The following is a 25,853-nucleotide window of genomic DNA, read 5'->3' on the forward strand; positions in this document are numbered from 1 at the left end:
ATTCGCTCGTATCGGCTTGGAGAAAGAAGGCTGCAAATGCTGGCGCGGATGATAACAGGGTTGCCGATCCTGTCGCTGACACTGGTCGAAACGTTTTTTTCTCATCCCCTGCGCCACAATCGCCGCCGTCGCCGTCGCGATTTGCGCAACGATATTTTCCGATTGAGCAATGTCGGCCCGACGAACGTCTACAGTTGGACTGAAGGGTCGGCGCAAATGCGGTTCGGGCGCCGGCCAAGAAAAAGAGAGGGGTGGGAGCTTTGGCCATCGGCAAGCCCTGCGCAAGGCGCAGGATCCGGGCACCGGCAAATTTTGCCGGCCGACGTACGGCACTTTTCGGCGTCCGCGCTAGTCTTAGCGTGGTTCGCGGTGACGGACGTCACTCCACCTGTCTACGCTATCCTTGTGCGAGACTCACGCAGGAATCCAGCGCAATATGAATGTCCTGATCGTTGATGACGAACCCTTGGCCCGCGAGCGCCTCAGCCGAATGGTGAGCGAACTCGGGGGTTACACTGTCCTGGAGCCCAGCGCCACCAATGGCGAAGAGGCGCTGGCCCTGATCGACAGTCACAAGCCGGATATCGTGCTGCTCGATATCCGCATGCCGGGCCTGGATGGCCTGCAGGTCGCTGCCCGTCTGTGCGAACGAGAAACCCCGCCCGCCGTGGTGTTCTGCACAGGTTCCGATGAATTTGCCGTGGAGGCCCTGAAGGCCGGTGCCGTGGGCTATGTGGTGAAACCCGTGCGAACCGAACACTTGCAGGATGCCCTGAAAAGGGCCGAACGTCCCAACCGGGCCCAGCTCTCGGCCCTGACCCGTCCCGCCGCCGAAAGCGGCAACGGTCCGCGCAGCCACATCAGCGCCCGGACCCGCAAAGGCATCGAGCTGATTCCCCTGGATCAGGTGGTGTACTTCATCGCCGACCACAAATACGTGACCCTGCGCCACGAGCACGGCGAAGTCCTGCTGGACGAGCCGCTCAAGGCGCTGGAGGACGAGTTCGGCGAGCGCTTCGTGCGGATCCACCGCAACGCCCTGGTGGCGCGCGAGCGCATCGAGCGGCTGCAGCGCACGCCGCTGGGGCACTTCCAGCTCTACCTCAAAGGCCTGAACGGCGATGCCTTGATCGTCAGCCGCCGGCATGTGGCGGGCGTGCGCAAGATGATGCAGGGGCTCTGACCCGGCGTCCGTCGCTTCTTTCTGTCAGGCACACGGGCCAGGGAGGCCGTGCGCTTGCTGATTCAAGTCAAAGTGGATTTGGCTGAGCTGTTATCATCCGCCGTATCTATTCAGTACGGATTGATCCATGTCCTCTCGCGAAATCCGCATCGCCACCCGCAAAAGTGCTCTGGCCCTCTGGCAGGCCGAATTCGTCAAAGCCCGTCTGGAAGCGGCCCACCCGGGGTTGCAGGTGACGCTGGTGCCCATGGTCAGCCGCGGCGACAAGCTGCTCGACTCGCCGCTGTCGAAGATCGGCGGCAAGGGGCTGTTCGTCAAGGAACTGGAAACCGCGCTGCTGGAGAACGAAGCCGACATCGCCGTCCACTCGATGAAGGACGTGCCGATGGATTTCCCCGAGGGCCTGGGCCTGTTCTGCATCTGCGAGCGTGAAGACCCGCGTGACGCCTTCGTCTCCAACACCTACGCCAGCCTCGACGCGCTGCCGGCCGGCAGCATCGTCGGCACGTCCAGCCTGCGCCGCCAGGCCCAATTGCTGACCCGCCGTCCGGATCTTGAGATCCGCTTCCTGCGCGGCAACGTCAACACCCGTCTGGCCAAGCTCGACGCAGGCGAGTACGACGCCATCATCCTCGCGGCGGCCGGCCTGATCCGTCTCGGCTTCGAAGACCGCATCACTTCGGCGATCAGCGTCGACGACAGCCTGCCCGCCGGCGGCCAGGGCGCCGTGGGCATCGAATGCCGCAGCGCCGACCGCGAAATCCATGCCTTGCTGGCGCCGCTGCATCACGCCGACACCGCTTCGCGGGTGACCGCCGAACGTGCCCTCAACAAACACCTGAACGGCGGCTGCCAAGTGCCGATTGCCTGCTACGCCGTGCTGGAAGGCGATCAGCTGTGGCTGCGCGGCCTGGTGGGCGAACCGAGCGGCGGCAAGCTGCTCAGCGCCCAGGCCCGGGCCCCGCGCGAGGCGGCCGAGTCGCTGGGCGTGCAGGTCGCCGAAGACCTGCTCGGCCAGGGCGCCGACGACATCCTCAAGGCAGTGTACGGCGAGGCAGGTCACGAGTGACCGGCTGGCGCCTGCTGCTGACCCGTCCGGCGGATGACTGCACGGCGCTGGCCGAGGTGTTGGCGCAGCAGGGGATTTTCAGCAGCTGCCTGCCGCTTTTGGAGATCGTCCCTTTGGCGGTCTCTGACACAATGCGCCGGACCCTGGGGCAACTGGCGCAGTGCGCTGCGGTGATCGTGGTCAGCAAACCGGCGGCGCGCCTGGCCGTGCAACTGCTGGACGCTTGCGCAGACGTGCCGCCGTCGTTGCCCTGGTTCAGCGTCGGCGCGGCGACGGCGCAGATTCTGAAGGACCGGGGGCTGGACACCCACTTCCCGGACGAGGGCGACGACAGCGAAGCACTGCTGCGCCTGGAGCGCTTGCGCGAGGCGGTGGCGCGGCCCGGTTCGCGGGTGCTGATCCTGCGCGGCGAGGGCGGGCGCGAGCTGCTCGCCGAGCGCCTGCGCGCGCTTGGTGCTAGTGTCGAGTATCTGGAGCTGTACCGCCGCGACCTGCCGGTCTGCGCGCCAGGGGAGCTGACGCGCAGGATCGGATCGGAACGCCTGAACGGGCTGGTGGTCAGCAGTGGACAGGGTTTCGAGCACCTGCGCCAATTGGCCGGCGACGCCTGGCCCGAGGTGGCGCAGTTGCCGTTGTTTGTTCCAAGCCCAAGGGTCGCCGAACAGGCGCGTGCCGCCGGGGCCCGAACAGTTGTGGATTGCCGCGGCGCCAGTGCCGCGGCCTTGCTGACGGCGTTACGGGAGCATCCCGTGCCCGTTCTCTAATGCAAAGGATGGATACGTGAGCGAAACAGCCTTGCCTAAAGATGATGTTCAACCTGTGATCGATGCACCGGTTGACGTACCACCACCACCGGCCCGGGAACCGCGTCGGGGAAACGGACTGGCCATCGTGGCATTGCTGCTGGGCGCCGCCGGCGTCGCGGTCGGCGGCTGGGGCGTGTGGCAGGTGCGTCACCTGCAGGCCGACACCCGGCAGCAGTTGGACCAGGTGCAGGCGCTGAACGATCAGGCGCAGTCGCTCAAGCTCAACGAGCAGCGCCTGACCGAACGTCTCGGGCAATTGCCGGGCGCCGACGAGCTCGATGAGCGCCAGCGGCTGGTGACGCAGTTGCAGGGCGATCAGCAACGTCTCAACCAGCGTCTGGAAACCGTCCTCGGCGCCAGCCGCAAGGACTGGCGACTGGCCGAGGCCGAGCACCTGCTGCGTCTGGCCAGCCTGCGCCTGTCGGCGCTGCAGGACGTCAGCAGCGCCCAGGCCTTGGTGCAGGGCGCCGACGAGATCCTGCGCGAACAGAACGATCCCGGTTCGTTCGCCGCCCGCGAGCAAGTGGCGAAAACCCTGGTGGCCCTGCGCAGCACCGCGCAGCCGGACCGCACCGGCCTGTTCCTGCGCCTGGGCGCCCTGCGCGATCAGGTCATCGAACTCACCGAACTGGCGCCCGAGTACAAGGACCGCGGCGAATCCCTGCTGGGCCTGACGGCCGACGGCGACGGGGCCAGCCGCTGGGCGCAATGGTGGGATCAGGTCTCGCGGTACATCCGCATCGACTTCAACGCCGACAAGAACGTGCGGCCGCTGCTGGCCGGGCAGAGCCTGAGCCAGGTGCGCCTGGCCCTGAGCCTGGCGCTGGAGCAGGCGCAGTGGGCAGCGCTCAACGGGCAGGCGCCGGTGTACGCCCAGGCGCTGGCCGAGGCGCGGGACGTGCTCAAGGGCAACTTCAATCCGGACAACCCGCAAAGCAAAATCATGCTGGAGCAAGTGGCCGAGCTGAGCCAGCAGCCGGTGACGGTCAGCACGCCGGATCTGGCCGGCACCCTGAGCGCGGTGCAGGCCTATCTCGAGCGGCGCAACGTCAATGCCGAAGACTCGGTCAAGCCGTTCGCCAAACCGGCCGCCGGCACGGCGCAGGAGGCCACGCCATGAAGCGCCTGTATGTGATCGTGTTTCTGGCCATCGCCGTCACGGCGGCGCTGGGTCTGGCGATCGCCCAGCATTCCGGTTACGTGCTGGTCGCGTACAAGAGCTTCCGCTATGAGTCGAGCCTGTGGGCGACCCTGGCGCTGGTGGCGGTTCTGTGGCTGCTGATCTGGGCCGTCAAGGCGCTGGTCGAGCTGGTGCTGACGTCCGGCGGGGTGGTCAACCCGTGGTCGCGGCGCAACCGCAGCCGGCGCGTGCAGGTGGCGATCGAGCACGGGCAGCTGGATCTGGCCGAAGGCCGCTGGGCCAGCGCCCAGCGTCACCTGTACCGGGCCGCCGAAGCCGAGCGCCAGCCGTTGCTGTATTACCTCGGCGCCGCCCGTGCCGCCAACGAGCAGGGCAACTATGACGAATGCGACCGTTTGCTGGAGCGCGCCCTGGAGCGTCAGCCCCAGGCCGAACTGGCGATCGCCCTGAGCCACGCGCAGTTGCAGACCGACCGCGGCGACACCGACGGCGCCCTGGAAACGCTGCAGGCCATGCACGGGCGCCATCCCCACAACGCCCAGACCCTGCGCCAGTTGCAACGGCTGCATCAGCAGCGCGGGGAATGGTCGGCCGTGATCCGGCTGTTGCCGGAACTGCGCAAGGACAAAGTCTTGCCGCCGGCCGAACTGACGGAGCTGGAGCGCCGTGCCTGGGGCCAGAACCTGTCGCTGGCGGCCCAGCGTGAAGAGGACGGCACGGTCGGCCAGCAATCCCTTGAGCGGGCCTGGCAGCAGCTCACCTCCGCCCAGCGTCAGGAGGCGCCGCTGGTGCTGGCCTACGCCGAGCAGTTGCGTCAGTTGGGCGCGCAGGTCGAGGCGGAAGAAGTGCTGCGCAATGCCCTCAAGCGCCAGTACGACAGCCACCTGGCGCGCCTGTACGGTCTGGTGCGCGGCAACGATCCGGCGCGTCAGTTGCAGACGGCGGAGGGGTGGCTCAAGGAACATCCCGCCGATCCGAGCCTGCTGCTGACGCTGGGTCGCCTGTGCCTGCAAGCCAGCTTGTGGGGCAAGGCGCGGGACTACCTGGAAAGCAGCCTGCGCACGCAACGCAACCCGGAGGCCTGTGCCGAACTCGCCCGCCTGTTGGCCCGTCTCGGCGACACCGAGCGCAGCAATCAGCTGTTCCAGGAAGGGCTGGGCCTGCTGGATGACCGTCTGCTGGCCGCACCGTTGCCGGTGCCGGCCCGTGCCTGAAGGAGTGACGGGGAGCGTGCTCCCCGTTAACGCCCGACGCCAGAAAAGTTACTGCTGATCTGGGTCTTAGGCAGCGTCCTACACGGGACTACATCTAATCCTCTCGCACCTGTCGGGATTTCCCTACACCTCTGGTGAAGTGTCGGCAGTGCCCCGCCTTGAAAGGCCGGCGCGCTTTCCTCTACCGTAACTGCCTGTCTTTACTGTTGCGGATAAGCCATGTCGTTGACCTGCTCACGCTCCCTGTTTTTCATGGCTTTCATGGCAGGGGCTCTGGCCCTGGGGGCTTCCTACTACCTCGAATACACGGTCGGCCTGACGCCTTGCCATCTGTGCCTGGTGCAGCGCCTGTTCCTGGTCGCGCTGTTCGTCTGCTGCGGTGTGGCGGCGGTGCATGGGCCGCGGCGGGTGGGCCTGTCGCTTTACTGGATGTCGGCGCTGGCCGCCAGCGCCGGGGGCATGACCGCCGCCTGGCGCCAGGTGCTGTGGCAGAGCGACCCGCTGCACCAGTTGGCGAACTGCATACCGGCCCCAGAAACGCCGCTGTCGTGGATGTGCGCGCTGTCAGGCATGTTCAACGACCACGGCGACTGCGCCGAGATCTCCTGGACGCTGTTCGACCTGAGCATTCCGGAGTGGAGCCTGCTGTTTTTCCTCGGCATGTCGATCCTGGCGGTCTACCAGCTCTTGCGTCTGCTCTGGGGCGCGGTGCAGCGTCCGTTCGGCGGCGAAGCGTCGCACCGGCTGTTGATTCGGGATTAAACGCTTGTATGAACTTTGTCGCCTGCGTACCTTGAAGCCACTGGCCTGCGGGAATAATCTGGCCCGCACGTGTCATTGCAATTCAGTTGCTCAATGACGCTCTGCCCGGCAGCCTCCGAATCCGTTTTCACAAGAGGGGCGCGGGTGTAGAGCAGTGACCCACAAGGGAAGAGAGATCGCCATGCTCGAAAGTTGTCAGAGTGCTCAGGAACGTTGGGGTGGAGTTCATCAGCTGATCGACCGCTGGCTCCAGGAGCGTGAGGAGCTGGTGACCGCGTTCAGCAAACTGCGCGATGCCAAACCCGCGTTCGCCGACAAGTCGAAGAACGGCCGGTTCTGCCAGATCCTCGTCGATTACGTGTCCGCTTGGCACTTCGAAGTGCATGAACAATTGAGCGATGAAGCCAAGGCGTTCCATGACAAGCGCGGGCTGAAACTTGCGGAGCAGATCGGGCCGCGCATCGACGAGATCACGCAGCTTGCCCTGGACTTCAATGACCACTGCCACAAGGGCCAGTGCAATGACACCGAGCGCTTCGCGGAAGAGCTGAAGAATCTGGGCGTGCTGTTGCACGAACGCTTCGAGCTGGAAGACTGCCTGATCGAAGTGCTGCACAACGCCCACAAGGAAGAAGCCCCGGTTCAGGCCTGACGGCGACCCTTGGGCAAGACACACAGAACGGTGCGCCATGGCGCACCGTTTTTCGTTTGCGCGGTCAGCCGGTCGCGCCCTTCAATTCGACCTCGAACACCAGCGGCGTGAACGGTGCGATCAGGTCGCCGGCACCGTCCGCGCCGTAGGCCTGATCGGAGGGGATCACCAGTCGCCATTTCGCGCCCACCGGCATGTTCTGCAACGCGGTGCGCCAGCCGGCGATCACGCTGTCGAGGTTGAACCACTGCGGCTGCGTGTTCTGGTCGAACACGGTGCCGTCCGGCAGCCGGCCGACGTACAGCACCTGCACCTTGCCGTCGGGGCCGGCCTTGGTGCCGGTGCCGGGCGCAAGCTCGGTCATCAGGATGCCGTCGGCCAGTTCCTTCACGCCGGGCTTGGCCTTTTCGGCGGTGAGGAAGCGCTGTTCGTTTTCCATCGCGGCCTCGCTCGAAGGCTGCGATGCCTGCTCGGCGTTGCGCGATTCGTGGTCGGCCAGGATCTGCTCGATCCGCGCCTCGCTCAAGGCCAGCGGCTTGCCTTGGTAGGCCTGCTGCAAACCGTCGATCAACGCCTGAAGCTGCAGTTGCGGCACCTCCTGGCGCAGGCGTTCGCCGAGGCTGGCGCCCAGGCTGTAGGCCAGGTCATGGGCATCGTTCGCAGTGGTTTTCTCGTCGGCCTGGGCGACGGAAAAAACCAGGCAGAGGGATAAAAAAAGGTAGCGCGGCATGGGCACTCTCCATCCTGAATTGCGGTGGATTATGCCAGCGCAGACACCTGCAACGGTGAACTGCTTTTGTCTGTGCGCAGAAGTTTTGCGCAGCGCTGCAACCGAGCGCTTTCGATACTGTCAACATGCCCTAGCGGCGGTAGCAGCAGAGGTCTAGTATGAGCCGCACTCACGTCAGCCAGGAGGTAAACCATGTCGGCCACCAAGAAGCCCGTAAACACTCCGTTGCACTTACTCCAACAGCTCTCGGGCAGCCTGCTCGAACATCTGGAAAACGCATGCTCCCAAGCCTTGGCTGATGCTGAAAAACTGCTCGCCAAACTGGAGAAGCAACGCGGCAAGGCGCAAGAGAAACTGCACAAGTCCCGCACCAAACTGCAAGACGCCGCCGCCGCCGGCAAAGCCAAGGCGCAGGCCAAGGCCAAGTCGGCCGTGAAGGAACTCGAAGACCTGCTCGACGCGCTGAAGGGCCGTCAGTCCGACACCCGCAGCTACATCCTGCAACTCAAGCGCGATGCCCAGGAAAGCCTGAAACTGGCCCAAGGCGTGGGTCGTGTGCAGGAAGCCGCCGGCAAGGCGCTGTCTGCCCGTACGGCCAAACCGGCAGCCGCCGCACCGGCCAAGAAAGCCGCCGCCAAACCGGCTGCGAAACCCGCTGCAAAACCTGCCGCCGCCAACACCGCTGCCGCCAAGGCACCGGCCAAGCCTGCCGCGAAACCTGTAGCCGCCAAAGCGCCGACGAAGGCTGCCGCCAAACCTGCCGCGAAGAAACCGGCAGTGGCCAGCACCGCCAAGCCTGCGGCCAAACCCGCCGCTAAACCTGTGGCCAAGGCTGCCGCCAGCAAGCCGGCCGCCGCTAAACCGGTAGCCGCCAAAGCCGCCCCGGCGAAGACCGCAGCCGCTAAACCCGCAGCGAAACCTGCCGCGAAACCCGTAGCCAAGCCAGCGGCGAAACCCGCAGCGAAACCGGCTGCGAAGACCGCTGCCGCGAAACCTGCCGCCAAGCCGGCCACCGCCAAACCCGCAGCCAAACCTGCGGCAAAAGCGCCTGCCAAACCTGCCGCTGCGGCGAAGCCTGCGACCACCGCCGCCAAGCCTGCGGCTGCAAAACCTGCGGCCAAGCCAGCCGCCAAACCAGCAGCCAAACCTGCCGCGAAAAAACCGGCCGCCGCCAAGCCTGTCGCCAAGCCGGTGACCGCTGCCGCCGCCAAGCCGGCCGCTGCTGCACCTGCAGCCGCCACCGCCCCAACCGCCGCCACCCCGACCAGCGCACCCACACCTGCGCCGGCCGCCGTGTCGAGCGTCGCCAGCACCCCGACCAGCGCCTCCTAAGCGCCGGCCGCCGCGACGCGCAGCACCCGCAGCGCGTCGCGGTTCAGGTTGGCCGCCTCGCCGGCCAGGCCTTCGAGCCAGTCGCTCGACTCTTTCGAGTTCCGCGCCCAACCCTGGGCCACGCCTTCCAGCCGCGACAGCAGCGCGCGCTCCGCTTCCAGTTCCAGCCCCTTGATCTGCTCCCGCATGCCCTTGAGCAGCGGGTCGGTGTCGGCCGCGTCTTTCCATTGCAGGCGCAGTGCCCGAAGCGGTTGGACCACGTCGCGGTCCCAAGGGTCGGTGATGTGCCGAAGCTGGTGCACGCGCCCGTCGTCGCAGGTCGCGTCTCGTTGTTCAAGCCACAGGCCGCACAGCATCAGGCACACGTTCGCCCCCGCCGATTGCAGGCGCAGGCAGGCGGCCTCCACGTCCGGACGGGCGTAGACGGCCAGGGCAAAGCTCCACAGGTCAGAGGACATCGTGCTACTCGCGCCAGTTGCGGGCGAAGCTGGTAGACTCCGCCGCCATTATGATCCGACTTCAGAACCTGACTTTACAGCGTGGCCCGCAGCGTCTGCTAGAAGACGCCGAGCTGACCCTGCACGCCGGCCACAAGGCCGGTCTCATCGGTGCCAACGGCGCCGGCAAATCCAGCCTGTTCGCCTTGCTGCGCGGCGAGCTGCACCCGGACTCGGGTGACTGCCTGCTGCCGGCCGACTGGCGCATCGCCCACATGCGCCAGGAGGTCGACACGCTCGAACGCCTGGCGGTCGACTACGTGCTCGACGGCGACGTGCGCCTGCGCCAGGTGCAGCGCGACCTCGCGGCGGCCGAAGCGGCCCATGACGGCGAGGCCCTGGCCCGCCTGCACGCCGAACTCGACAGCGCCGACGGCTACACCGCCGATGCGCGTGCGCGCAAGTTGCTGGCCGGCCTCGGTTTCACCAATGAGCAGATGGATCGTCAGGTAGGAGATTTCTCCGGTGGCTGGCGGATGCGTCTGAACTTGGCGCAGGCTTTGATGTGCCCGTCGGATCTGCTGCTGCTCGACGAACCGACCAACCACTTGGATCTCGACGCGATCATCTGGCTGGAGGAGTGGCTCAAGGGCTACCCCGGCACCCTGCTGCTGATTTCCCACGACCGCGACTTCCTCGATGAAGTCGTCGATCACGTGGCCCATGTCGACCAGCGTAAGCTGGTGCTCTACCGCGGCGGCTACACCGCGTTCGAACGCGCCCGCGCCGAGCGCCTGGCCCAGCAGCAACAGGCCTACGAGAAGCAGCAGGCGCAGCGTGCGCATATGGAAAGCTACATCGCCCGGTTCAAGGCCCAGGCCACCAAGGCCCGTCAGGCCCAGAGCCGGATCAAGGCCCTGGAGCGGATGGAAGAGCTGTCGGCGGCCCACGTCGATTCGCCGTTCGACTTCGTGTTCCGCGAGTCGACCAAAATCTCGAGTCCGCTGATCGACCTGTCCGACGCCCGCCTGGGCTACGGCGAAAAGACCATCCTGGAGAAGGTCAAGCTGCAGCTGACCCCGGGGGCGCGGATCGGCCTGCTCGGCCCCAACGGCGCGGGCAAGTCGACCCTGATCAAGAACCTCGCCGGCGAGCTTGCGCCGCTGGCCGGGCGCCTGACCCGCGGCGAGAACACCGTGGTCGGCTACTTCGCCCAGCACCAACTCGACTCGCTGGACGCCAAGGCCAGCCCGTTGCTGCATCTGCAGCGTCTGGCGCCGACCGAACGCGAACAGACCCTGCGCGACTTCCTCGGCGGTTTCGACTTCCGCGGCGGGCGGATCGACGAGCCGGTGCTGAACTTCTCCGGCGGCGAGAAAGCGCGCCTGGCCCTGGCGCTGATCGCCTGGGAGCGGCCGAACCTGCTGCTGCTCGACGAACCGACCAACCACCTGGACCTGGAAATGCGCCTGGCCCTGACCATGGCATTGCAGGAGTTCAGCGGCGCCGTGCTGGTGGTGTCCCACGACCGGCACCTGCTCAAGAGCACCACGGACAATTTCTACCTGGTGGCGGACGGCAAGGTCGAAGAGTTCGACGGCGACCTCGACGACTACGCCCGTTGGCTGGTGGACTACCGCCAGCGCAACGCACCGGTCAGCAGCACGCCGGTGAACCCGGACAAGACCGACAAGAAGGCCCAGCGCCAGGCCGCCGCCGCGTTGCGCCAGCAACTGGCGCCGCACAAGCGCGAAGCCGACAAGCTCGAAGCGGAGCTGGGCAAGCTGCACGAGAAGCTCGCCAAGGTCGATGCCAGCCTCGGCGACAGCGACATCTACGACCCGGCCCGCAAGAACGAACTGCGTGACCTGCTGGCCGAACAGGCCAAGCTGAAAGCGCGGGAAGCCGAGCTGGAAGAGGCGTGGATGCAAGCGCTGGAAACCCTGGAAAGCATGCAGGCGGAGCTGGAGACGCTGTCTTGATGGAGGCGTTCAAGCTGCCGCTGCCGGCGGTGTGGGTCGAGCCGATCTGGCTCGGCGTGCAGATCCTGCTGATTCTGCTGGCCGCCTACTTCGCCCAGCGCTTCGTCGCCAAATGCCTGACCCGCCTGGGCGAGCGTTACCCGTTCCCGCCGCAGTTGCTGATGCCGCTGCGCGGCGGCCTGCGCTGGCTGATCATGGGCAGCGCGCTGATCTTCGTGCTGGAGCGCCTCGGGGTGTCGGCCACCGTGCTGTGGACGGCGCTGTCCGGTTTCGTCGCGGTGGCGGCGGTGGCGTTCTTCGCCATGTGGAGCGTGCTGTCGAACCTGCTCTGCGCGATCCTGATCTTCACCGTCGGCCCGTTCCGCCTGGGCGATGTGGTCGAGCTGGTGGACACCACCGACAAGCCCGGGGTGAAGGGGCGGGTGGTGGCGATCAACCTGCTGTACACCACGCTGATCGAGGCCGAGGAGCTCGGCACGGGCAGCGCCATGGTGCAGGTGCCCAACAGCCTGTTCTTCCAGCGTTCGGTGCGGCGTTGGCGGGGCAGCGATGTGTTTCCTTCCAGCGGGTTCGAGAAGTAAGTCTTCTGTCCTGCGTCGCCTGGGCTGGCGCCATTGCCAGCAGGCTGGCTCGCACAGGTCATGTGGCGTCGGCAAGGTGAAGGCGCCATCGGCCCGTAAACGTTGGTCGGCAAGCTGCAACATCCTGCAAAAAATCGGTGGTCATCCGCCCGGATCCGCATTAGCTTGGACGTCTGTCACGAGTCTGAGTCGAGGTGTGCGATGGAGTTTCAAACATGGCTGGCGTTCTTCGCCGCCTGTTGGGTGATCAGCCTGTCTCCGGGCGCCGGCGCGATCGCGTCGATGTCCAGCGGTCTGCAGTACGGTTTCTGGCGCGGTTACTGGAACGCCCTCGGCCTGCAACTGGGGCTGGCCCTGCAGATCGCGATCGTCGGCGCCGGCGTCGGCGCGATCCTGACGGCCTCGGCCACGGCGTTCTACGCGATCAAGTGGTTCGGTGTGGCCTACCTGGTCTACCTGGCGGTCAAGCAATGGCGTGCGCTGCCCAGCGACATGAGCGACGATGCCGCCGTGCGGCCGATCGGCAAGCCGATGGCGCTGGTGTTCCGCGGGTTCCTGGTGAACATCAGCAACCCCAAGGCCCTGGTGTTCATGCTGGCGGTGCTGCCGCAGTTCATCGACCCCCATGCGCCGCTGCTGATCCAGTACCTGGTGATCGGCGCGACCATGATCTGCGTCGACCTGATCGTCATGGCCGGCTACACCGGCCTGGCCTCGAAGGTGCTGCGCCTGCTGCGCACGCCCAAGCAACAGAAGCGCATGAACCGTACCTTCGCCGGGCTGTTCATCGGCGCGGCGGCGTTCATGGCGACGCTGCGCAAAGCCGCCGCCTGAATCCTGCGGCCACAAAAAAAAGGCGACCTGTTCAGGTCGCCTTTTTTTGGCTCGGGATCCTTCCCCGCCGCGGGTGCTTCCCTGCGTCAGCGGGCAATCACTTGAGGATCACCGGCGCCGTGTCGCGCGGCAGGTTGTTGCGCTGCTGCGGCTCGCGCGGCTGCTCGTAACCGCCACCGCCGAGTTGCATGCTCAGTTGCCCGGCCACGTCCTCGCCCAGCGCCTTGGACACGTCACGCACCACCCGCGGGCGGTTCAGCGAGATCTTGATGTCGCGGCCGTTCACCAGTTTGGTGTCCTGCGCTTCGCCCATCGCCGTGAAGGCCGAAGTGATCTCGTAGGTCTTGGTGTTGATCAGGCTGAAGTCCGCCACCAACGTCAGGCCCAGCACGGCCGAGTAGCTGTCGGTGTGGGCCAGCTCGTTCATGTCCTGGGTGAAGTCGATGTCCGACACGGTGCCGAACAGCACGTAGTCGGCGCCCTTGAAGTTACCCGCCTTGATCCGCTTGATGACGTCGTAGACGTCGCCCTTGGACGAGGCGGTGTAGGGCGTGCCCTGCACCAGTTGGAACATCCCGGTGCGCAGGATCTCACCCTTGATGTCGCCGGTGAATTTGCGCAGCTCGCCCTGCTCGATGTAGCTGGTGGTGGCCTCCAGCTCGTTGTAGCTCGAAGAGCCGCTCGCGCTGTAGTAACCCTCGCGGTAGTTGTTCTGGGCCGAAACGATGTGGATGTACTGCTCCACACGCTCCTGGTACGCCAGGTCCGTCACCGCGACTTTCGGGGCCGCTTGCGCGCCGAACGCGCAAGCCAGGGCCATCATGCCAATCCATGCGCGCATCGGTTAACGCTCCGTGGTTTTGCGGATCTCTTTTTCGTCCATCCACTCGGCCAGACCGCTTTCGACGTCGATCAGTTGCAGGCTGAATTTGTAGAAGACGTCCTTGTAGTCGCTGCTGCGCTTGACGATCGAGCTGATCGAGCCTTCCAGGCGGTACTTGGCGGCGATCATGTTGCCGGTCTTGGCCACGGTGCTCTTCTTGTACAGGCCGCTCTGGTTCTGCAGCTTGAGCTGGTCGACCTGGCTCTGCATCGCGGTGTTGTCGCTGGCGAAGCGGGCGGTGCCGGACTTCATCAGCTGGGTCTTGATGCTGGTGGTGATCTCGCGGGTGTCGATGTACTCGCTGGTCTTGTTCTTCACGTCGTAGACCTGAACCACAGGACGGCCCTGCAGGATGCCGGACTGGGCCAGGGAGCGGGTCATCGACTCGGCGATCATCTGCAGGTCGGTGGAGCCGAATTCGTTGGTCACGGTCTCGACGGCCTTGGTATCGCCGTAGCTGATGTTCTTGCTGCCCAGGGTCGGCGAGGTGTTGGCGCAGCCGGTGGCCAGCAGGGCGAGGACGGCGATGCAGGAAAAGCGTGCAAACATGGGAATGCTCTCTAAATCGGGAATGGGGTGTCGGGCTTAAGGCGTCTTGAGTTCCAGGCGGAAGTCCACAGCCTTGGGCGTCGGGGCGATGGCCTGGATGAAGCTGGTCTGGGCGCCGTACATCATCTGGCTTTTCCAGACTTCTTCTTCGGCGACCGGGAAGCCTTCAGGGCCGAGCCAGGCGAAGCGGTAGTAGAACGTCTTGTTGCTGTTGAGGGTGTTGCTCAACTGCACGTTGACGGTCATGAAGCCGTTCTCGCGGGCCACGCGCATGGCGCCGACCACAATGTGCTTCTGCGGGCCCATGGCCACGACCTTGCTCGCGGCGCTGCCCGGTTCCGGTGGCGGCGGGGTGGCGCAGCCGCTCGCCAACAGGGCGAGGGCGGCGACGGCGAAGAGTTTGAAACGCATGCAAAGACTCCGTTCTTAAGGTTGTTTGAGGCTGGCCACGGCGGTAGCGTTGGCGCCCGGGATCACGTGGGCGGCGTTGCCGGCGGCGAACACCTGGCTGCCGACGGCGCGCAGAGTGATGACCTGGTATCGCTGATCGACGGTGACCTTGACCTGCGAGCCACCGGCCACGCTTGGCAGGGTCACCTGGTGCTCACCCTTTTTCAGGCGCAGGCGCACCACTTGGGTGGTGTCCGGCAATGTGCGCCACGTACGGGTATCGGCACCTTCGAGCACGGCTGAAGAGATGCCCACCGCCAGGCCCGCCAGCGGGTTGGTTTCGTTGAGCTTCTTCTGCGCCGCGCCTTTGGTGATCGCCCGCACGGCGGTGCGCACGATGATCCCCGGCATGTCGTCGCGCAGGGCGCGGCGGGACATGGCGGTGGTGCTGTTGAGGGCGGTGAGGTCCAGTTGCCGGCCGTCTACGCCGATCTGGGCGAAGGGGGCGGTGGAGGTGTCCGGCTTGATGACCGGGAACGACAGCGGGGTGATCACCAGGTTGTTGTCGATCGGCAGCGGCAACGGCACGCGGATCGAGTCGCGGGCCGGCGCCAGGCCGCTCTGCACCACGATCAGGATGTCGCTGTCGTCGGACTTGGCCGGCTTGTCGAGGTCGACCAGCGCCTGTTCCAGCAACGGTGTGTTCGGACGCAGCTCGGCGGCCTTGCGGTAGCCCGGCGCGGCCAGGTCCTTCTCGCCCAGCGCTTCATAGACGAAGCCGGCCAGGTAATGGCTGAACGCACTCTGGTAGCTGTTCTTCAGGCCGACCACTTCCGGCGCGTCGAGGCTGGCGACCGGGTAGCCCTGCAGATCCTTGTACTGGGTCTTGATGCCTTCCTTCTCGGCCTCTTCCTCGCTCTTGAGGTATTCCTTGTCGCGCAGCTCGGCGATCACCGCTTCGCGCTCGTGGGTCTTCTTGATCGCGGTGCGGGCGCCGTCGAAGTCGTTGACCGCCAGCAGGTTGAGGGCCATCTGGGTGGTCAGCATGACCTTTTCGTAGTCGTAGCCTTCGTAGCGGCGCACCTTGTCGTTGACCAGGAAGCTGCCGAACTGGGCCAGGTACTTGTCGGTGTCGAGCTTGACCGAGTCTTCCCACTTGCCCACCACCTGGTCGGCGGCGGTCCAGGCGCCCTGGCTGCCGGACAGGTCGCCCTTGGCGCGCAGCAGTTCGCCTTTCTCGAAGTAGTAGAGCAAGTCCTTGTCGGGACCGGTGTTGTTCTTTTCCAGCAGGGTCAGGGCGGCGTCGACGTTGCCGGCGGCCAGTTGCTGGTTGGTCTGGGCCAGTTCGGAATCGTAGTTGCGAAACGCCGAACAGCCGGACAGCAGGGTGACGGCGCTGAGCGCGAGCAGGGTGGGAGCGCGGAATGCCATGGGGGTACTTCTTCCATGAGTGGCGACAGCCCCGGTGCGGGTCGGGCTGCAGGGACCGATCGGCAGGGGTGTTGGCGTCCTGCCGATTCCTCATCAAAAGAGGAGCTTTAATGCCGTTTCGCGATAGCGAGGGCGCGGCATTATAGGTCCGCGGTGCTGGCTATGTAATAGCTTTTTAATTTCACTAGTTAGTGAGGTGCCATTACTTGTGTCGTGTTCGATACCGCCTGCGGCGGCACGTAGGCCGCGCCGATGATGAACGCCAGATCGCCGAACGCCCGTAGGTTGATGACCTGATGATCCTGGTCGATGCGCACCGTGATCGGCGGCGTGCGCTTGGCGTTGGGCAGGACGAGGGTGTGCTCGCCCTTTTTCAGGCGCAGGCGCGCCACCAGGGTCTTGTCCGGCAGCGTGCGCCAGGTGCGGGTGTCGGCTTCCTCGAACGGATCCTTGGCGGTCACCGTCAGCGAGGCCTTGGCCGGGTTGCGCTCGTTTTCGTTGGCCTGCCCGATCGCGGCCATGTTGGCGCGGAACATCGCGGCGGAAATGATCGCCGGCATGTCGTCGCGCAGGGTGCGCACCGCCATGTCGGTGACGCTGTTGACCTGGGCCAGCGAGCGTTTGCGGCCGTCCACCGTGAGGTGGTCGAACTTGGGCGTGACCGCGTCCGGGATCATCACCGGAAACGAGATCGGCGCGACGATGACCAGGTTCTCGTTGAGCCGCACGGGAATCGGCACGGTGACGGAAGCCCGGGCCGGCGCCAGGCCGCTCTGCACGACAATCAGGACATCGCTTTCGCCGGCCTTGGCCGGCGGTTTGTCGAGGTTGCGCAGCGCCTGTTCGAGAAAGGGGAGGTTGGGCCGCAGTTCGATCGCCTGCCGATAGCCCGGCGCGGCCAGGGTCCGTTCCCCCAGCGCTTCATAGGTGAAGCCGGCCAGGTAATGGCTGAACGCGCTCTGATATCCGTTTTTCAGCTCGATGACCGCCGGCGCCTCCAGGGTGGTCACCGGATAGCCCTGCAGGTCCTTGTAGTGCAGCCGGGTGCCTTGGGCCTTGGCCTGGTTCTCGACCTCTTCGTACTGCCGTTCGCGCTGGCTGGCGATCAGCGTTTCGCGCTCGTGGGTCTTCTTGATGTCGGCCCGCGCACCGTCGAAGTCATTCATCGCCAGTTGGTTGAGGGCCATCTGGGTGGTCAGCATGACCTTTTCGTAATCGTAGCCGTCGTAGCGCTGCAGCTTGTCGTTGACCAGCATCATGCCCATTTCCTTGTAGAAGCGGTTGAGCAGCTTCACCGGGGCGGACGGCACCGCTTCTTCGCGGCGGACAATCATCTGGTCGGCGCTGCGCCAGGTCGCCTGACTCTCCGGCAGGGCATTGCCGAGGCTGAGGACGGCGCCTTTCTCGAAATAATAGAGCAGGTCCTTGTCTTCCCATGGGTTGTTCCGCTCGATCAGGTACAGCGCGTTGTCGAGGTTGCCCATCATCAGCTGGTCGTTGGTCTGCTGCATTTCCAGGTCGTAGTTGCGGTAGGCGGCACACCCGCCCAGTTGCGCCAGAAGGCTGAACAGCAAGGGAAGCAGCAGGCAGTGGCGCATGGGAAACGGTTCTTCCTTGAGCGTTGGGGTGGCGCATTATAGGGACGGGTGCTGGCCATGTGCTTTGCATCGGCAAGAAAGCTTGAGGGAAATGCGTTCGACGTGAACAATATGTAACTTCGCATTTCCATTTGAGACTCATTCATGACTGCCGCGTCCCGATTCCTGGCCTGGCTGGTGTTCCCGTTTTGCGTGCTGGGCAGCGTCGACCTGCTGGCCGATACCGTGGAAGGCGCGCCGCAGGCGCTGCACCTGCTCGATTACATCAGCGCCGACTACCCGCCGACGGTGGCGGCCGGCAAGGTCATCGACGACGCGGAATACCGTGAGCAGCTGGAATTCACCCAGGTGCTGCAAGGGCTGATCGCGGCCATGCCGGCCAAGCCCGAGAAGGCCGGGCTGGAGCAGGGCGTCAGCGCGTTGCGTGGGGCCATCGCGGCCAGGCAGGACGGCGCGGATGTCGCCCGCCAGGCCCGGCAGCTCGGCGCGCAACTGGCGGTGGCCTACGAGGTCAGCCAGGCGCCGGTGATCACCCCCGATCCGACCCGCGGCGCGCCGCTCTACGCCCAGCACTGTTCGGTCTGCCACGGCGAGACCGGCGCCGGCGACGGCCCGGCGGGCGTCGGCCTGACGCCGGCCCCGGCCAATCTGCGCGACGCCGTGCGCATGGATCGCCTGAGCCTGTACGCGATCTACAGCACCCTCGGCCAAGGCGTCGAAGGCACCGACATGCCGGCCTTCGCCGACCAGCTCGACGACCGTCAGCGCTGGGACCTGGCGACCTACATCGCCCAGTTCAGCGCAGATTCGGCCGTGCCGAAATCCGAAAAGACCTACAACATCGCCGACCTGGCCCGTCAGACCCCGGCCGAAGTGCAGGCGGCCGAAGGCCCGCAGGCCGCTGCGGTGTTCCGCGCGCAGCGGGCGCAGCCGCCGCAGGTCAAGCGCGGCCCGGCGCAGTTGCTCGACTACACCGCCGCGACCCTGGACAAAAGCCTCGCCGCCTATCGTGCCGGCGAACGCGACCAGGCCTACGACCTGTCGGTGGCCGCCTATCTCGAAGGCTTCGAACTGGTCGAAAGCTCCCTGGACAACGTCGACGCCAACGTGCGCAAGGACACCGAGAAGTCCCTGATGGCCTACCGGCAGTCCCTGCAGGACGGCTTGCCGGTGGCCCAGGCCGAACAGCGCCTGGACGCGGCCAAGGCCAAGCTCAAGGCGTCCGCCGGCCTGCTGGGCAGCGATGGCCTGAGCTGGTCGCTGAGCTACATTTCCGGGCTGCTGATCCTGCTGCGCGAAGGGCTGGAAGCGATTCTGGTGCTGGCGGCGATCCTCGCGTTCCTGCGCAACACCGGCCAACAGTCGGCGGTGCGCAGCGTCAACGCCGGTTGGGGCCTGGCCTTGCTGGCCGGCCTCGGCACCTGGGCGCTGGCGGCGTACGTGATCGATGTCAGCGGTTCCCAGCGCGAGCTGCTCGAAGGCGCCACCGCGCTGTTCGCCGCCGTGATGGTGCTGTGGCTCGGAGTGTGGATGCACGACCGCCGTCACGCGGCGGCCTGGCAGGACTACATCAAGCAAAGCCTGGTGGGCGGCGGCGGGCGCTTCGGTTTCGCGGTGCTGGCGTTCTTCTCGGTGTACCGCGAACTGTTCGAGGTGATCCTGTTCTACGAAACCCTGTGGCTGCAGGCCGGCCCCGCCGGGCATGACGCCGTGCTGGCGGGCGGCGCTACGGCGCTGGTGCTGCTGGTCGGCCTGGCGTGGGTGATCCTGCGCGGCTCGGCGAAACTGCCGCTGGCGCTGTTCTTCAGCATCAACGCCGGCCTGCTGTGCGCATTGTCGGTGGTGTTCGCCGGGCATGGCGTGAAGGCGTTGCAGGAGGCGGGCATCTTCGGCACGCGGCCGGTGGCGTTCTTCGAGTTCGACTGGCTGGGGATCCATGCCGACGCCTACTCGCTGACGGCCCAGGCCGTGGCGATCGCGGCGATCATCATTCTTTACGGCCGCAGCCGGGTGGCGGAGAAGCGGCGGGCGACGGCCTGACCCCAGAAGGCAGGGTGGCGAAGGAGCAAGCTCCCTCGCCACAAAGGGGCGCTTGCGCTCAGGCGTCGTTCTCGTGGGTCAGTTCCAGCACGCGGTCGACCAGCTTGTTGATCCCCGAAGCCGCCTCGCCGATCGATTTCGCCAGCATGTAGGCCGGGGTGGTCACCAGTTTGCGTGCCTTGTCTTCGACGATGTCGGTCACCGCGCAGTCTTCGTGGGTGGCGCCCATCTTGCCGATGGCCGCTGCGGTGTCGGCGTCGTTGCCGATGGTGCAGGTCACGCCCGGGCCGTAGATCTTCGCCGCCAGCGCCGGCGAGATGCAGATCAGCCCCACCGGCTTGCCCGCTTCGGCAAAGGCTTCGGCCAGGGCCAGCACCTCAGGCTGCACGGTGCAGCCGGGGCCTTCGACGGCGAAGTCGGACAGGTTCTTCGCCGCACCGAAGCCGCCGGGCACGATCAGCGCGTCGAAGTCCTCGACGTCGGCCTCGCGCAGGTCCTTGACCTCGCCGCGGGCGATGCGCGCCGACTCCACCAGCACGTTGCGCGACTCGGGCATCTCTTCGCCGGTCAGGTGGTTGATCACATGCCGTTGCGCGATGTTCGGGGCGAAGCACTGCACCTGGGCGCCGCGCTGGTCGAGGCGCAGCAGGGTGATGACGCTTTCGTGGATCTCGGCGCCGTCGTACACGCCGCAGCCGGACAGGATCACTGCGATTTTCTTGCTCATGGGGCTTTCTCCAGATTCATGGCGTTAAATGTCCACTAATTTGTCACTCGTTGCCATAGGGATAATTCGCGGCTACACCTAGGATCTGTCCTCAAAGATCACGATCAGGGCGCGTCATGGATTTCATTCTGTATGCGGTACCGTTCTTCTTTGTGCTGATCGCGGCGGAGCTCGTCGCCGACCGCTGGCGCGGGGTGAGCAACTACCGCGTGGCCGATGCGGTGAACAGCATCAGCACCGGCGTGCTGTCGACCACCACCGGCCTGTTGACCAAGGGCGTGGGGCTGGTGACCTATGCGTTCGCCCTGGATCACATGGCCCTGCTGCGGCTGCCGGCCGACAGCGTCTGGGTCTGGGTGTTCGCCTTCGTGTTCTATGACTTCTGCTACTACTGGCTGCACCGCATGGGCCATGAGCGCAACATCCTGTGGGCCGCCCACTCGGTGCATCACCAGAGCGAGGACTACAACCTTTCCACGGCCCTGCGCCAGACCAGCACCGGGTTCCTGTTGAGCTGGATCTTCTACCTGCCGATGGCGCTGGCCGGGGTGCCACTGCCGGTGTTCGTCAGCGTGGCGGCGCTGAACCTGCTGTACCAGTTCTGGGTGCACACCCGGCACATCCCCAAGCTCGGCTGGTTCGAGGGGTTCTTCGTCACGCCGTCCAACCATCGGGCCCACCATGCGCAGAACGCTCTCTATATGGACCGCAACTACGGCGGGGTGTTCATCGTTTGGGACAGGCTGTTCGGCTCGTTCCAGGAAGAGGACGACAACGAACCGGTGATTTTCGGCGTGACCACGCCGCTGGCGAGCTGGAACCCGCTGTGGGCCAACCTGCAGTTCTATGCGCAATTGTGGGACGACGCGCGCCGCACGCGCAGCAGATGGGACAAGCTGCGGATCTGGTTCATGCGCACCGGCTGGCGCCCGGCGGACGTGGCGGCGCAGTACCCGATGAGCAAGCCGGATCTGAGCCAGTTCCGCAAGTTCGAGGTGCCGCTGGACGGCCGCCAGCAGTGGTACGTGGTGCTGCAGTTCGGCGTCTACATTGCGTTGGGCAGCTACCTGATGAACCTTGAGCACAGCCTGCCCGCCGGTGCGCTGGTGCTCGGCTGGGGCGCGGTGGCGCTGGGGCTGTTCGCGTTGGGCACGGCGTTGGAGAATCGCCCGTGGGCGTTGCGGGTGGAGCTGCTGCGGCTGGCCTCGAACCTGCCGCTGGTGTGGCTGGCGCCGCTGGTGGGGCTGTGGCCGGCCAGCCCGGTGGCGTGGATCGGCCTGCTCAGTTACACCTTGCTCAGCGGCATCGGCCTGTACTGCTGCCGCCAGCGGCTCACTCGGCTGGCGTCTTAGGCGTCTTGGTCTCGGCCGCGCTGGCCAGTTCGGCCTTGCGCCGCTCGGCCTTGGCGGCCTGTTCGTCTTCGTAGACCTGCTTGGCCAGCCGCGCGTTCTTGAAGCGCCGGCGCAGCCACAGCAGCAGGCCCAGCACCAGCAGGCCGCCGAGCACCCACAGTTCGTACTTCTTGATGCTGCCCAGCATGCCTTCGAGCACGGCGCCGAAGTGATACGCGGCGGCGGCCAGCGCGGCGGCCCAGATGGCCGCGCCGATGCCGTTGAGCAGCAGGTAGCGTCCCGGCGGATAGCCCGACAGGCCGATCGCCACCGGCATCACGGTGCGCAGGCCGTAGACGAAGCGGAAGCTCAGCACCCAGATGTCCGGATGCTTGCGGATGTGCTCCAGCGCCCGGTCGCCCATCATCTGCCAGCGCGGCTTGCGCGCCAGCAGCTTGCGCCCGTGCTTGCGGCCCAGGAAGTACCACAGCTGGTCGCCGGCGTAGCTGCCGAAGAACGCCACGACCACCACCAGGTTGATGTCCATGTAGCCACGGAACGCGAGGAAGCCCGCGAGCACCAGGATGGTTTCGCCTTCGAAGAACGTGCCGAGAAACAAGGCAAAGTAGCCGAAGTCATGCAGAAGTTGTTGGAGCATTGTCTGGGTGCTGGCGAAATGAACGCGCAGCCTAACCCTTCGGACACATTCAGGAAAGTGTCGAAATGTGTCTCGACGTGAACAATTCCTACACTGACAATGGAATGCGACTACCTGTCACAGGGGTGCACATAACTGTAATACGACCGTCATAATGGCCGCTTATAACTGTCACGCTCGCCCGTCTGCGCGGGCTCAGGAGTCTGCCGTGAGCTTTACCCCTGCCAACCGCTTGTTCCCAGCCACCCGCCTGCGCCGCAACCGCCGTGACGGGTTTTCCCGTCGGCTGGTGCGTGAAAACGTGTTGACGGTCGACGACCTGATCCTGCCGGTGTTCGTGCTCGACGGCGAGAACCGCCGCGAAGCCGTGGCCTCGATGCCGGGCGTGGAGCGCCTGACCGTCGACCTCCTGCTGGAAGAGGCGGCCAAGTGGGTCGAGCTGGGCATTCCGGCGCTGGCGCTGTTCCCGGTCACCCCGCCCGGGCTCAAGTCCCTCGACGCCGCCGAGGCCTGGAACCCTGAAGGCATCGCCCAGCGCGCCACCCGGGCCTTGCGTGCGCGGTTCCCGGAACTGGGCGTGATCACCGACGTCGCCCTGGATCCGTTCACCACCCACGGCCAGGACGGCATCCTCGACGAAAGCGGCTACGTGCAGAACGACATCACCGTCGATGCGCTGGTCAAGCAGGCGTTGTCCCATGCCGAGGCCGGCGCCCAGGTGGTGGCTCCGTCGGACATGATGGACGGGCGCATCCAGGCGATCCGCGAGGCCCTGGAAGTGGCCGGCCACGTCAACGTGCGGATCATGGCCTACTCGGCCAAGTACGCCAGTGCCTATTACGGGCCGTTCCGCGACGCGGTGGGCTCGGCGGCGAACCTGGGCAAGGCCGACAAGGCCTCCTATCAGATGGATCCGGCCAACAGCGACGAAGCCCTGCACGAAGTGGGCGCCGACTTGTCTGAAGGCGCGGACATGGTGATGGTCAAGCCGGGCATGCCGTACCTGGACATCCTGTTCCGGGTGAAGGATGCCTTCAAGGTGCCGACCTTCGTCTATCAGGTCAGCGGCGAATATGCCATGCACATGGCGGCGATCCAGAACGGCTGGTTGAGCGAAGGCGTGATCCTCGAATCCCTGACCGCCTTTAAACGTGCGGGCGCTGATGGCATCCTGACTTACTTTGCTGTCCGTGCCGCCCAATTGTTACGAGAGCAGAAATAGCCCTCCCAGGAACATTCGATGAATACCGAAGGACTCACTGAAGTTGCCGTAAAAGACGCTCAACCCGTGGTCGAGCAGATCACCGAGACGCCACCGGAGCTCGAGCCCGCGCCACCCGCGCCGGCCGCCGAAGCCGCCGCGGCCCCGGTGATCGCGATTCCGGGCCTGGATGACAGCAGCCTGTACATCCACCGGGAATTGTCGCAACTGCAGTTCAACATCCGCGTGCTGGAACAGGCGCTGGACGAGTCCTATCCGTTGCTGGAGCGGCTGAAGTTCCTGCTGATCTTCTCCAGCAACCTCGACGAATTCTTCGAGATCCGCGTCGCCGGCCTCAAGAAGCAGATCACCTTCGCCCGTGAGCAGGCCGGCGCCGACGGCCTGCAGCCGCACCAGGCCCTGGCCCGGATCAGCGAACTGGTGCACGGCCACGTGGACCGCCAGTACGCGATTCTCAACGACATCCTCCTGCCGGAGCTGGAAAAGCACCAGATCCGCTTCATCCGCCGGCGCTACTGGACCACCAAGCTCAAGACCTGGGTGCGCCGCTATTTCCGCGACGAGATCGCGCCGATCATCACCCCGATCGGCCTTGACCCGACGCACCCGTTCCCGCTGCTGGTGAACAAGAGCCTGAACTTCATCGTCGAGCTCGAAGGCATCGACGCCTTCGGCCGCGACTCGGGCCTGGCGATCATCCCGGCGCCGCGCCTGCTGCCGCGGATCATCAAGGTGCCGGAAGAGGTCGGCGGCCCGGGCGCCAACTACGTGTTCCTGTCGTCGATGATCCACGCCCACGCCGATGACCTGTTCCAGGGCATGAAGGTCAAGGGCTGCTACCAGTTCCGCCTGACCCGCAACGCTGACCTGGCGCTCGACTCCGAAGACGTCGAAGACCTGGCCCGGGCCCTGCGCGGCGAGCTGTTCTCGCGCCGCTACGGCGACGCGGTGCGCCTGGAAGTCGCCGACACCTGCCCTAAGCATCTGTCCGACTACCTGCTCAAGCAGTTCAACCTGAGCGAGACCGAGCTGTATCAGGTCAACGGCCCGGTCAACCTGACCCGCCTGTTCAGCATCACTGGCCTGGACAGCCATCCGGAGCTGCAGAACGCCCCGTTCACCCCGCAGATCCCCAAGCTTCTGCAGAACAGCGAGAACATTTTCAGTGTGGTCAGCAAGCAGGACATCCTGCTGCTGCACCCGTTCGAGTCGTTCACGCCGGTGGTGGATCTGCTGCGCCAGGCGGCCAAGGATCCGCACGTCCTGGCGGTGCGCCAGACCCTTTACCGCTCCGGCGCCAACTCGGAAATCGTCGATGCCCTGGTGGACGCGGCGCGCAACGGCAAGGAAGTGACCGCGGTCATCGAGCTGCGCGCGCGCTTCGACGAAGAGTCCAACCTGCAGCTGGCCAGCCGTCTGCAGGCGGCCGGCGCGGTGGTGATCTACGGCGTGGTCGGCTTCAAGACCCACGCCAAGATGATGCTGATCCTGCGCCGCGAGCAGGGTGAGATCGTGCGCTATGCCCACCTCGGCACCGGCAACTACCACGCCGGCAACGCCCGCCTTTACACCGACTACAGCCTGCTGACCTCCGACGATGCCCTGTGCGAAGACGTCGGCAAGCTGTTCAGCCAACTGATCGGCATGGGCAAGACGCTGCGCATGAAGAAGTTGCTGCATGCGCCGTTCACGCTGAAGAAGGGCATGCTCGACATGATCGCCCGCGAGACGCAGTTCGCCCTCGACGGCAAGCCGGCGCACATCATCGCCAAGTTCAACTCGCTGACCGATCCGAAGATCATCCGCGCGCTGTACAAGGCCAGCCAGTCCGGCGTGCGCATCGACCTGGTGGTGCGCGGCATGTGCTGCCTGCGTCCGGGCATCGCCGGGGTATCGCACAACATCCACGTGCGTTCGATCATCGGCCGCTTCCTGGAGCACACCCGGGTGTTCTATTTCCTCAACGGCGGCGAGGAGCAGATGTTCCTCTCCAGCGCCGACTGGATGGAGCGCAACCTCGACAAACGGGTCGAGACTTGCTTCCCGGTGGAAGGCAAGAAGCTGCTGACCCGGGTCAAGAAGGAGCTGGAGCTGTACCTGACCGACAACACCCACAGCTGGAGCCTGCAGTCGGACGGCCGCTACATCCGCAACACGCCGACGGGCAACCAGAACCCGCGCAGCGCCCAGGCGACGCTGCTGGAGCGGCTGGGCAGCCCGATCCTGCCGGTCAGCAGCTGACCGACGGCCAGGCACAAAAAAGGCGATCCCTCGGGATCGCCTTCTTGTTTCGCCGGTTTC

The 25,853-nt window shown here is 65.6% G+C and carries 24 protein-coding genes and 1 pseudogene; 16 read left to right on the forward strand and 9 right to left on the reverse strand.

Annotated features, from left to right (window positions below):
- Positions 1-320: 320 nt before the first annotated feature.
- The 8 genes and pseudogenes from CAG41_RS29075 to rsd all read left to right on the forward strand — a co-directional run.
- A pseudogene (locus CAG41_RS29075) lies at positions 321-440 on the forward strand (sensor histidine kinase); the annotation flags it as partial.
- Positions 437-1,183, forward strand: coding sequence for a LytTR family DNA-binding domain-containing protein (locus CAG41_RS01730; RefSeq protein WP_085630161.1), 747 nt, complete (start codon positions 437-439; stop codon positions 1,181-1,183). The pseudogene CAG41_RS29075 and the gene CAG41_RS01730, both read left to right, overlap by 4 nt.
- Positions 1,184-1,310: 127 nt before the next feature.
- The gene (hemC, locus tag CAG41_RS01735) at positions 1,311-2,252 is read left to right on the forward strand and encodes a hydroxymethylbilane synthase (protein WP_085581147.1); all 942 of its coding nucleotides are present in this window, start codon (positions 1,311-1,313) and stop codon (positions 2,250-2,252) included.
- Complete coding sequence (locus CAG41_RS01740; protein ID WP_085706651.1) at positions 2,249-3,016, forward strand: uroporphyrinogen-III synthase; 768 nt, start codon at positions 2,249-2,251, stop codon at positions 3,014-3,016. The genes hemC and CAG41_RS01740 overlap by 4 nt, the downstream gene beginning before the upstream one ends.
- A 16-nt stretch (positions 3,017-3,032) precedes the next feature.
- Positions 3,033-4,178: a uroporphyrinogen-III C-methyltransferase gene (locus CAG41_RS01745; RefSeq protein ID WP_085630157.1), complete on the forward strand. Its 1,146-nt coding sequence runs from the start codon at positions 3,033-3,035 to the stop codon at positions 4,176-4,178.
- Complete coding sequence (locus tag CAG41_RS01750) at positions 4,175-5,413, forward strand: heme biosynthesis protein HemY (RefSeq protein WP_085581141.1); 1,239 nt, start codon at positions 4,175-4,177, stop codon at positions 5,411-5,413. The genes CAG41_RS01745 and CAG41_RS01750 overlap by 4 nt, the downstream gene beginning before the upstream one ends.
- A 219-nt stretch (positions 5,414-5,632) precedes the next feature.
- A complete protein-coding gene (locus CAG41_RS01755) occupies positions 5,633-6,175 on the forward strand; it encodes a disulfide bond formation protein B (protein WP_085581139.1) in 543 nt (180 codons plus the stop codon).
- 181 nt (positions 6,176-6,356) lie between these two features.
- Positions 6,357-6,827, forward strand: coding sequence for a sigma D regulator (gene rsd / locus CAG41_RS01760; protein ID WP_085581137.1), 471 nt, complete (start codon positions 6,357-6,359; stop codon positions 6,825-6,827).
- A 64-nt stretch (positions 6,828-6,891) separates the two neighbouring features.
- On the opposite strand, the gene CAG41_RS01765 is transcribed toward rsd, so the two are convergent.
- Complete coding sequence (locus CAG41_RS01765) at positions 6,892-7,557, reverse strand: FKBP-type peptidyl-prolyl cis-trans isomerase (protein WP_085581135.1); 666 nt, start codon at positions 7,555-7,557, stop codon at positions 6,892-6,894.
- A gap of 192 nt (positions 7,558-7,749) precedes the next feature.
- Here CAG41_RS01765 and CAG41_RS01775 point away from each other — a divergent pair, with 192 nt between their 5' ends.
- Positions 7,750-8,889, forward strand: coding sequence for an AlgP family protein (locus tag CAG41_RS01775; RefSeq protein ID WP_085655881.1), 1,140 nt, complete (start codon positions 7,750-7,752; stop codon positions 8,887-8,889).
- On the opposite strand, the gene CAG41_RS01780 is transcribed toward CAG41_RS01775, so the two are convergent.
- The gene (locus CAG41_RS01780) at positions 8,886-9,347 is read right to left on the reverse strand and encodes a TIGR02444 family protein (protein ID WP_085581131.1); all 462 of its coding nucleotides are present in this window, start codon (positions 9,345-9,347) and stop codon (positions 8,886-8,888) included. The two genes, CAG41_RS01775 and CAG41_RS01780, sit on opposite strands and share 4 nt — an antisense overlap.
- Before the next feature lie 50 nt (positions 9,348-9,397).
- Between CAG41_RS01780 and CAG41_RS01785 the strand changes: the two genes are divergently transcribed.
- From CAG41_RS01785 to CAG41_RS01795, 3 genes are all read left to right on the forward strand, one after another.
- On the forward strand, positions 9,398-11,308 hold the full coding sequence (locus CAG41_RS01785) for an ATP-binding cassette domain-containing protein (protein WP_085581129.1): 1,911 nt from the start codon (positions 9,398-9,400) through the stop codon (positions 11,306-11,308).
- A complete protein-coding gene (locus CAG41_RS01790; protein ID WP_085581127.1) occupies positions 11,308-11,889 on the forward strand; it encodes a mechanosensitive ion channel family protein in 582 nt (193 codons plus the stop codon). The genes CAG41_RS01785 and CAG41_RS01790 overlap by 1 nt, the downstream gene beginning before the upstream one ends.
- Positions 11,890-12,090: 201 nt before the next feature.
- Positions 12,091-12,723: a LysE family transporter gene (locus CAG41_RS01795; RefSeq protein ID WP_085581125.1), complete on the forward strand. Its 633-nt coding sequence runs from the start codon at positions 12,091-12,093 to the stop codon at positions 12,721-12,723.
- A gap of 97 nt (positions 12,724-12,820) precedes the next feature.
- Here CAG41_RS01795 and CAG41_RS01800 read toward each other — a convergent pair whose 3' ends face one another.
- From CAG41_RS01800 to CAG41_RS01820, 5 genes are all read right to left on the reverse strand, one after another.
- Positions 12,821-13,564, reverse strand: a complete 744-nt coding sequence (locus CAG41_RS01800; protein ID WP_085581123.1) for a penicillin-binding protein activator LpoB — start codon at positions 13,562-13,564, stop codon at positions 12,821-12,823.
- A 3-nt stretch (positions 13,565-13,567) separates the two neighbouring features.
- Positions 13,568-14,155, reverse strand: a complete 588-nt coding sequence (gene lpoB / locus CAG41_RS01805; RefSeq protein ID WP_085581121.1) for a penicillin-binding protein activator LpoB — start codon at positions 14,153-14,155, stop codon at positions 13,568-13,570.
- Between the two features lie 36 nt (positions 14,156-14,191).
- A complete protein-coding gene (locus tag CAG41_RS01810) occupies positions 14,192-14,566 on the reverse strand; it encodes a YcfL family protein (protein WP_085581119.1) in 375 nt (124 codons plus the stop codon).
- Positions 14,567-14,581: 15 nt separating this feature from the next.
- Positions 14,582-15,976, reverse strand: a complete 1,395-nt coding sequence (locus CAG41_RS01815) for a COG3014 family protein (protein ID WP_085581117.1) — start codon at positions 15,974-15,976, stop codon at positions 14,582-14,584.
- A gap of 188 nt (positions 15,977-16,164) precedes the next feature.
- Positions 16,165-17,574 carry a COG3014 family protein gene (locus CAG41_RS01820; RefSeq protein WP_085637120.1) on the reverse strand — a complete coding sequence of 470 codons (1,410 nt, stop codon included), beginning with the start codon at positions 17,572-17,574 and terminating at the stop codon, positions 16,165-16,167.
- Positions 17,575-17,718: 144 nt separating this feature from the next.
- Between CAG41_RS01820 and CAG41_RS01825 the strand changes: the two genes are divergently transcribed.
- Entirely contained in the window at positions 17,719-19,614 is a 1,896-nt protein-coding gene (locus CAG41_RS01825; RefSeq protein WP_085630143.1) for an FTR1 family protein, read from the forward strand.
- A gap of 58 nt (positions 19,615-19,672) precedes the next feature.
- Here the strand turns inward: CAG41_RS01825 and elbB are convergent, their stop codons facing one another.
- Positions 19,673-20,341: an isoprenoid biosynthesis glyoxalase ElbB gene (gene elbB / locus CAG41_RS01830; protein WP_085581111.1), complete on the reverse strand. Its 669-nt coding sequence runs from the start codon at positions 20,339-20,341 to the stop codon at positions 19,673-19,675.
- Positions 20,342-20,457: 116 nt separating this feature from the next.
- On the opposite strand from elbB, the gene CAG41_RS01835 reads away from it, so the two are divergent.
- On the forward strand, positions 20,458-21,693 hold the full coding sequence (locus CAG41_RS01835) for a sterol desaturase family protein (RefSeq protein WP_085706652.1): 1,236 nt from the start codon (positions 20,458-20,460) through the stop codon (positions 21,691-21,693).
- Here the strand turns inward: CAG41_RS01835 and CAG41_RS01840 are convergent.
- A complete protein-coding gene (locus tag CAG41_RS01840; protein WP_085581107.1) occupies positions 21,674-22,330 on the reverse strand; it encodes a DedA family protein in 657 nt (218 codons plus the stop codon). The genes CAG41_RS01835 and CAG41_RS01840 overlap by 20 nt on opposite strands.
- Positions 22,331-22,538: 208 nt before the next feature.
- Here CAG41_RS01840 and hemB point away from each other — a divergent pair, with 208 nt between their 5' ends.
- The gene (gene hemB, locus CAG41_RS01845) at positions 22,539-23,552 is read left to right on the forward strand and encodes a porphobilinogen synthase (protein ID WP_085581105.1); all 1,014 of its coding nucleotides are present in this window, start codon (positions 22,539-22,541) and stop codon (positions 23,550-23,552) included.
- Between the two features lie 18 nt (positions 23,553-23,570).
- Positions 23,571-25,793 (forward strand): polyphosphate kinase 1, encoded by a 2,223-nt coding sequence (gene ppk1 / locus CAG41_RS01850; protein WP_085581103.1) that lies wholly within the window; start codon positions 23,571-23,573, stop codon positions 25,791-25,793.
- Positions 25,794-25,853 lie beyond the last annotated feature (60 nt).

The organism is Pseudomonas sp. B35(2017) (genome assembly GCF_002113645.1).
Taxonomy (GTDB): Bacteria; Pseudomonadota; Gammaproteobacteria; order Pseudomonadales; family Pseudomonadaceae; genus Aquipseudomonas; species Aquipseudomonas ekonensis.

Bases quoted from the DNA above. Each gene is read 5' to 3' on its own strand.
- CAG41_RS01765 (WP_085581135.1), bottom strand. From the start codon at position 7,557: ATGCCGCGCTACCTTTTTTTATCCCTCTGCCTGGTTTTTTCCGTCGCC.
- ppk1 (WP_085581103.1), top strand. From the start codon at position 23,571: ATGAATACCGAAGGACTCACTGAAGTTGCCGTAAAAGACGCTCAACCC.
- CAG41_RS01795 (WP_085581125.1), top strand. From the start codon at position 12,091: ATGGAGTTTCAAACATGGCTGGCGTTCTTCGCCGCCTGTTGGGTGATC.
- CAG41_RS01800 (WP_085581123.1), bottom strand. From the start codon at position 13,564: ATGCGCGCATGGATTGGCATGATGGCCCTGGCTTGCGCGTTCGGCGCG.
- CAG41_RS01815 (WP_085581117.1), bottom strand. From the start codon at position 15,976: ATGGCATTCCGCGCTCCCACCCTGCTCGCGCTCAGCGCCGTCACCCTG.
- CAG41_RS01750 (WP_085581141.1), top strand. From the start codon at position 4,175: ATGAAGCGCCTGTATGTGATCGTGTTTCTGGCCATCGCCGTCACGGCG.
- CAG41_RS01775 (WP_085655881.1), top strand. From the start codon at position 7,750: ATGTCGGCCACCAAGAAGCCCGTAAACACTCCGTTGCACTTACTCCAA.
- CAG41_RS01820 (WP_085637120.1), bottom strand. From the start codon at position 17,574: ATGCGCCACTGCCTGCTGCTTCCCTTGCTGTTCAGCCTTCTGGCGCAA.
- CAG41_RS01825 (WP_085630143.1), top strand. From the start codon at position 17,719: ATGACTGCCGCGTCCCGATTCCTGGCCTGGCTGGTGTTCCCGTTTTGC.
- CAG41_RS01835 (WP_085706652.1), top strand. From the start codon at position 20,458: ATGGATTTCATTCTGTATGCGGTACCGTTCTTCTTTGTGCTGATCGCG.
- CAG41_RS01785 (WP_085581129.1), top strand. From the start codon at position 9,398: ATGATCCGACTTCAGAACCTGACTTTACAGCGTGGCCCGCAGCGTCTG.
- CAG41_RS01730 (WP_085630161.1), top strand. From the start codon at position 437: ATGAATGTCCTGATCGTTGATGACGAACCCTTGGCCCGCGAGCGCCTC.
- hemC (WP_085581147.1), top strand. From the start codon at position 1,311: ATGTCCTCTCGCGAAATCCGCATCGCCACCCGCAAAAGTGCTCTGGCC.
- elbB (WP_085581111.1), bottom strand. From the start codon at position 20,341: ATGAGCAAGAAAATCGCAGTGATCCTGTCCGGCTGCGGCGTGTACGAC.
- CAG41_RS01755 (WP_085581139.1), top strand. From the start codon at position 5,633: ATGTCGTTGACCTGCTCACGCTCCCTGTTTTTCATGGCTTTCATGGCA.
- CAG41_RS01790 (WP_085581127.1), top strand. From the start codon at position 11,308: ATGGAGGCGTTCAAGCTGCCGCTGCCGGCGGTGTGGGTCGAGCCGATC.
- CAG41_RS01810 (WP_085581119.1), bottom strand. From the start codon at position 14,566: ATGCGTTTCAAACTCTTCGCCGTCGCCGCCCTCGCCCTGTTGGCGAGC.
- CAG41_RS01840 (WP_085581107.1), bottom strand. From the start codon at position 22,330: ATGCTCCAACAACTTCTGCATGACTTCGGCTACTTTGCCTTGTTTCTC.
- lpoB (WP_085581121.1), bottom strand. From the start codon at position 14,155: ATGTTTGCACGCTTTTCCTGCATCGCCGTCCTCGCCCTGCTGGCCACC.
- CAG41_RS01780 (WP_085581131.1), bottom strand. From the start codon at position 9,347: ATGTCCTCTGACCTGTGGAGCTTTGCCCTGGCCGTCTACGCCCGTCCG.
- rsd (WP_085581137.1), top strand. From the start codon at position 6,357: ATGCTCGAAAGTTGTCAGAGTGCTCAGGAACGTTGGGGTGGAGTTCAT.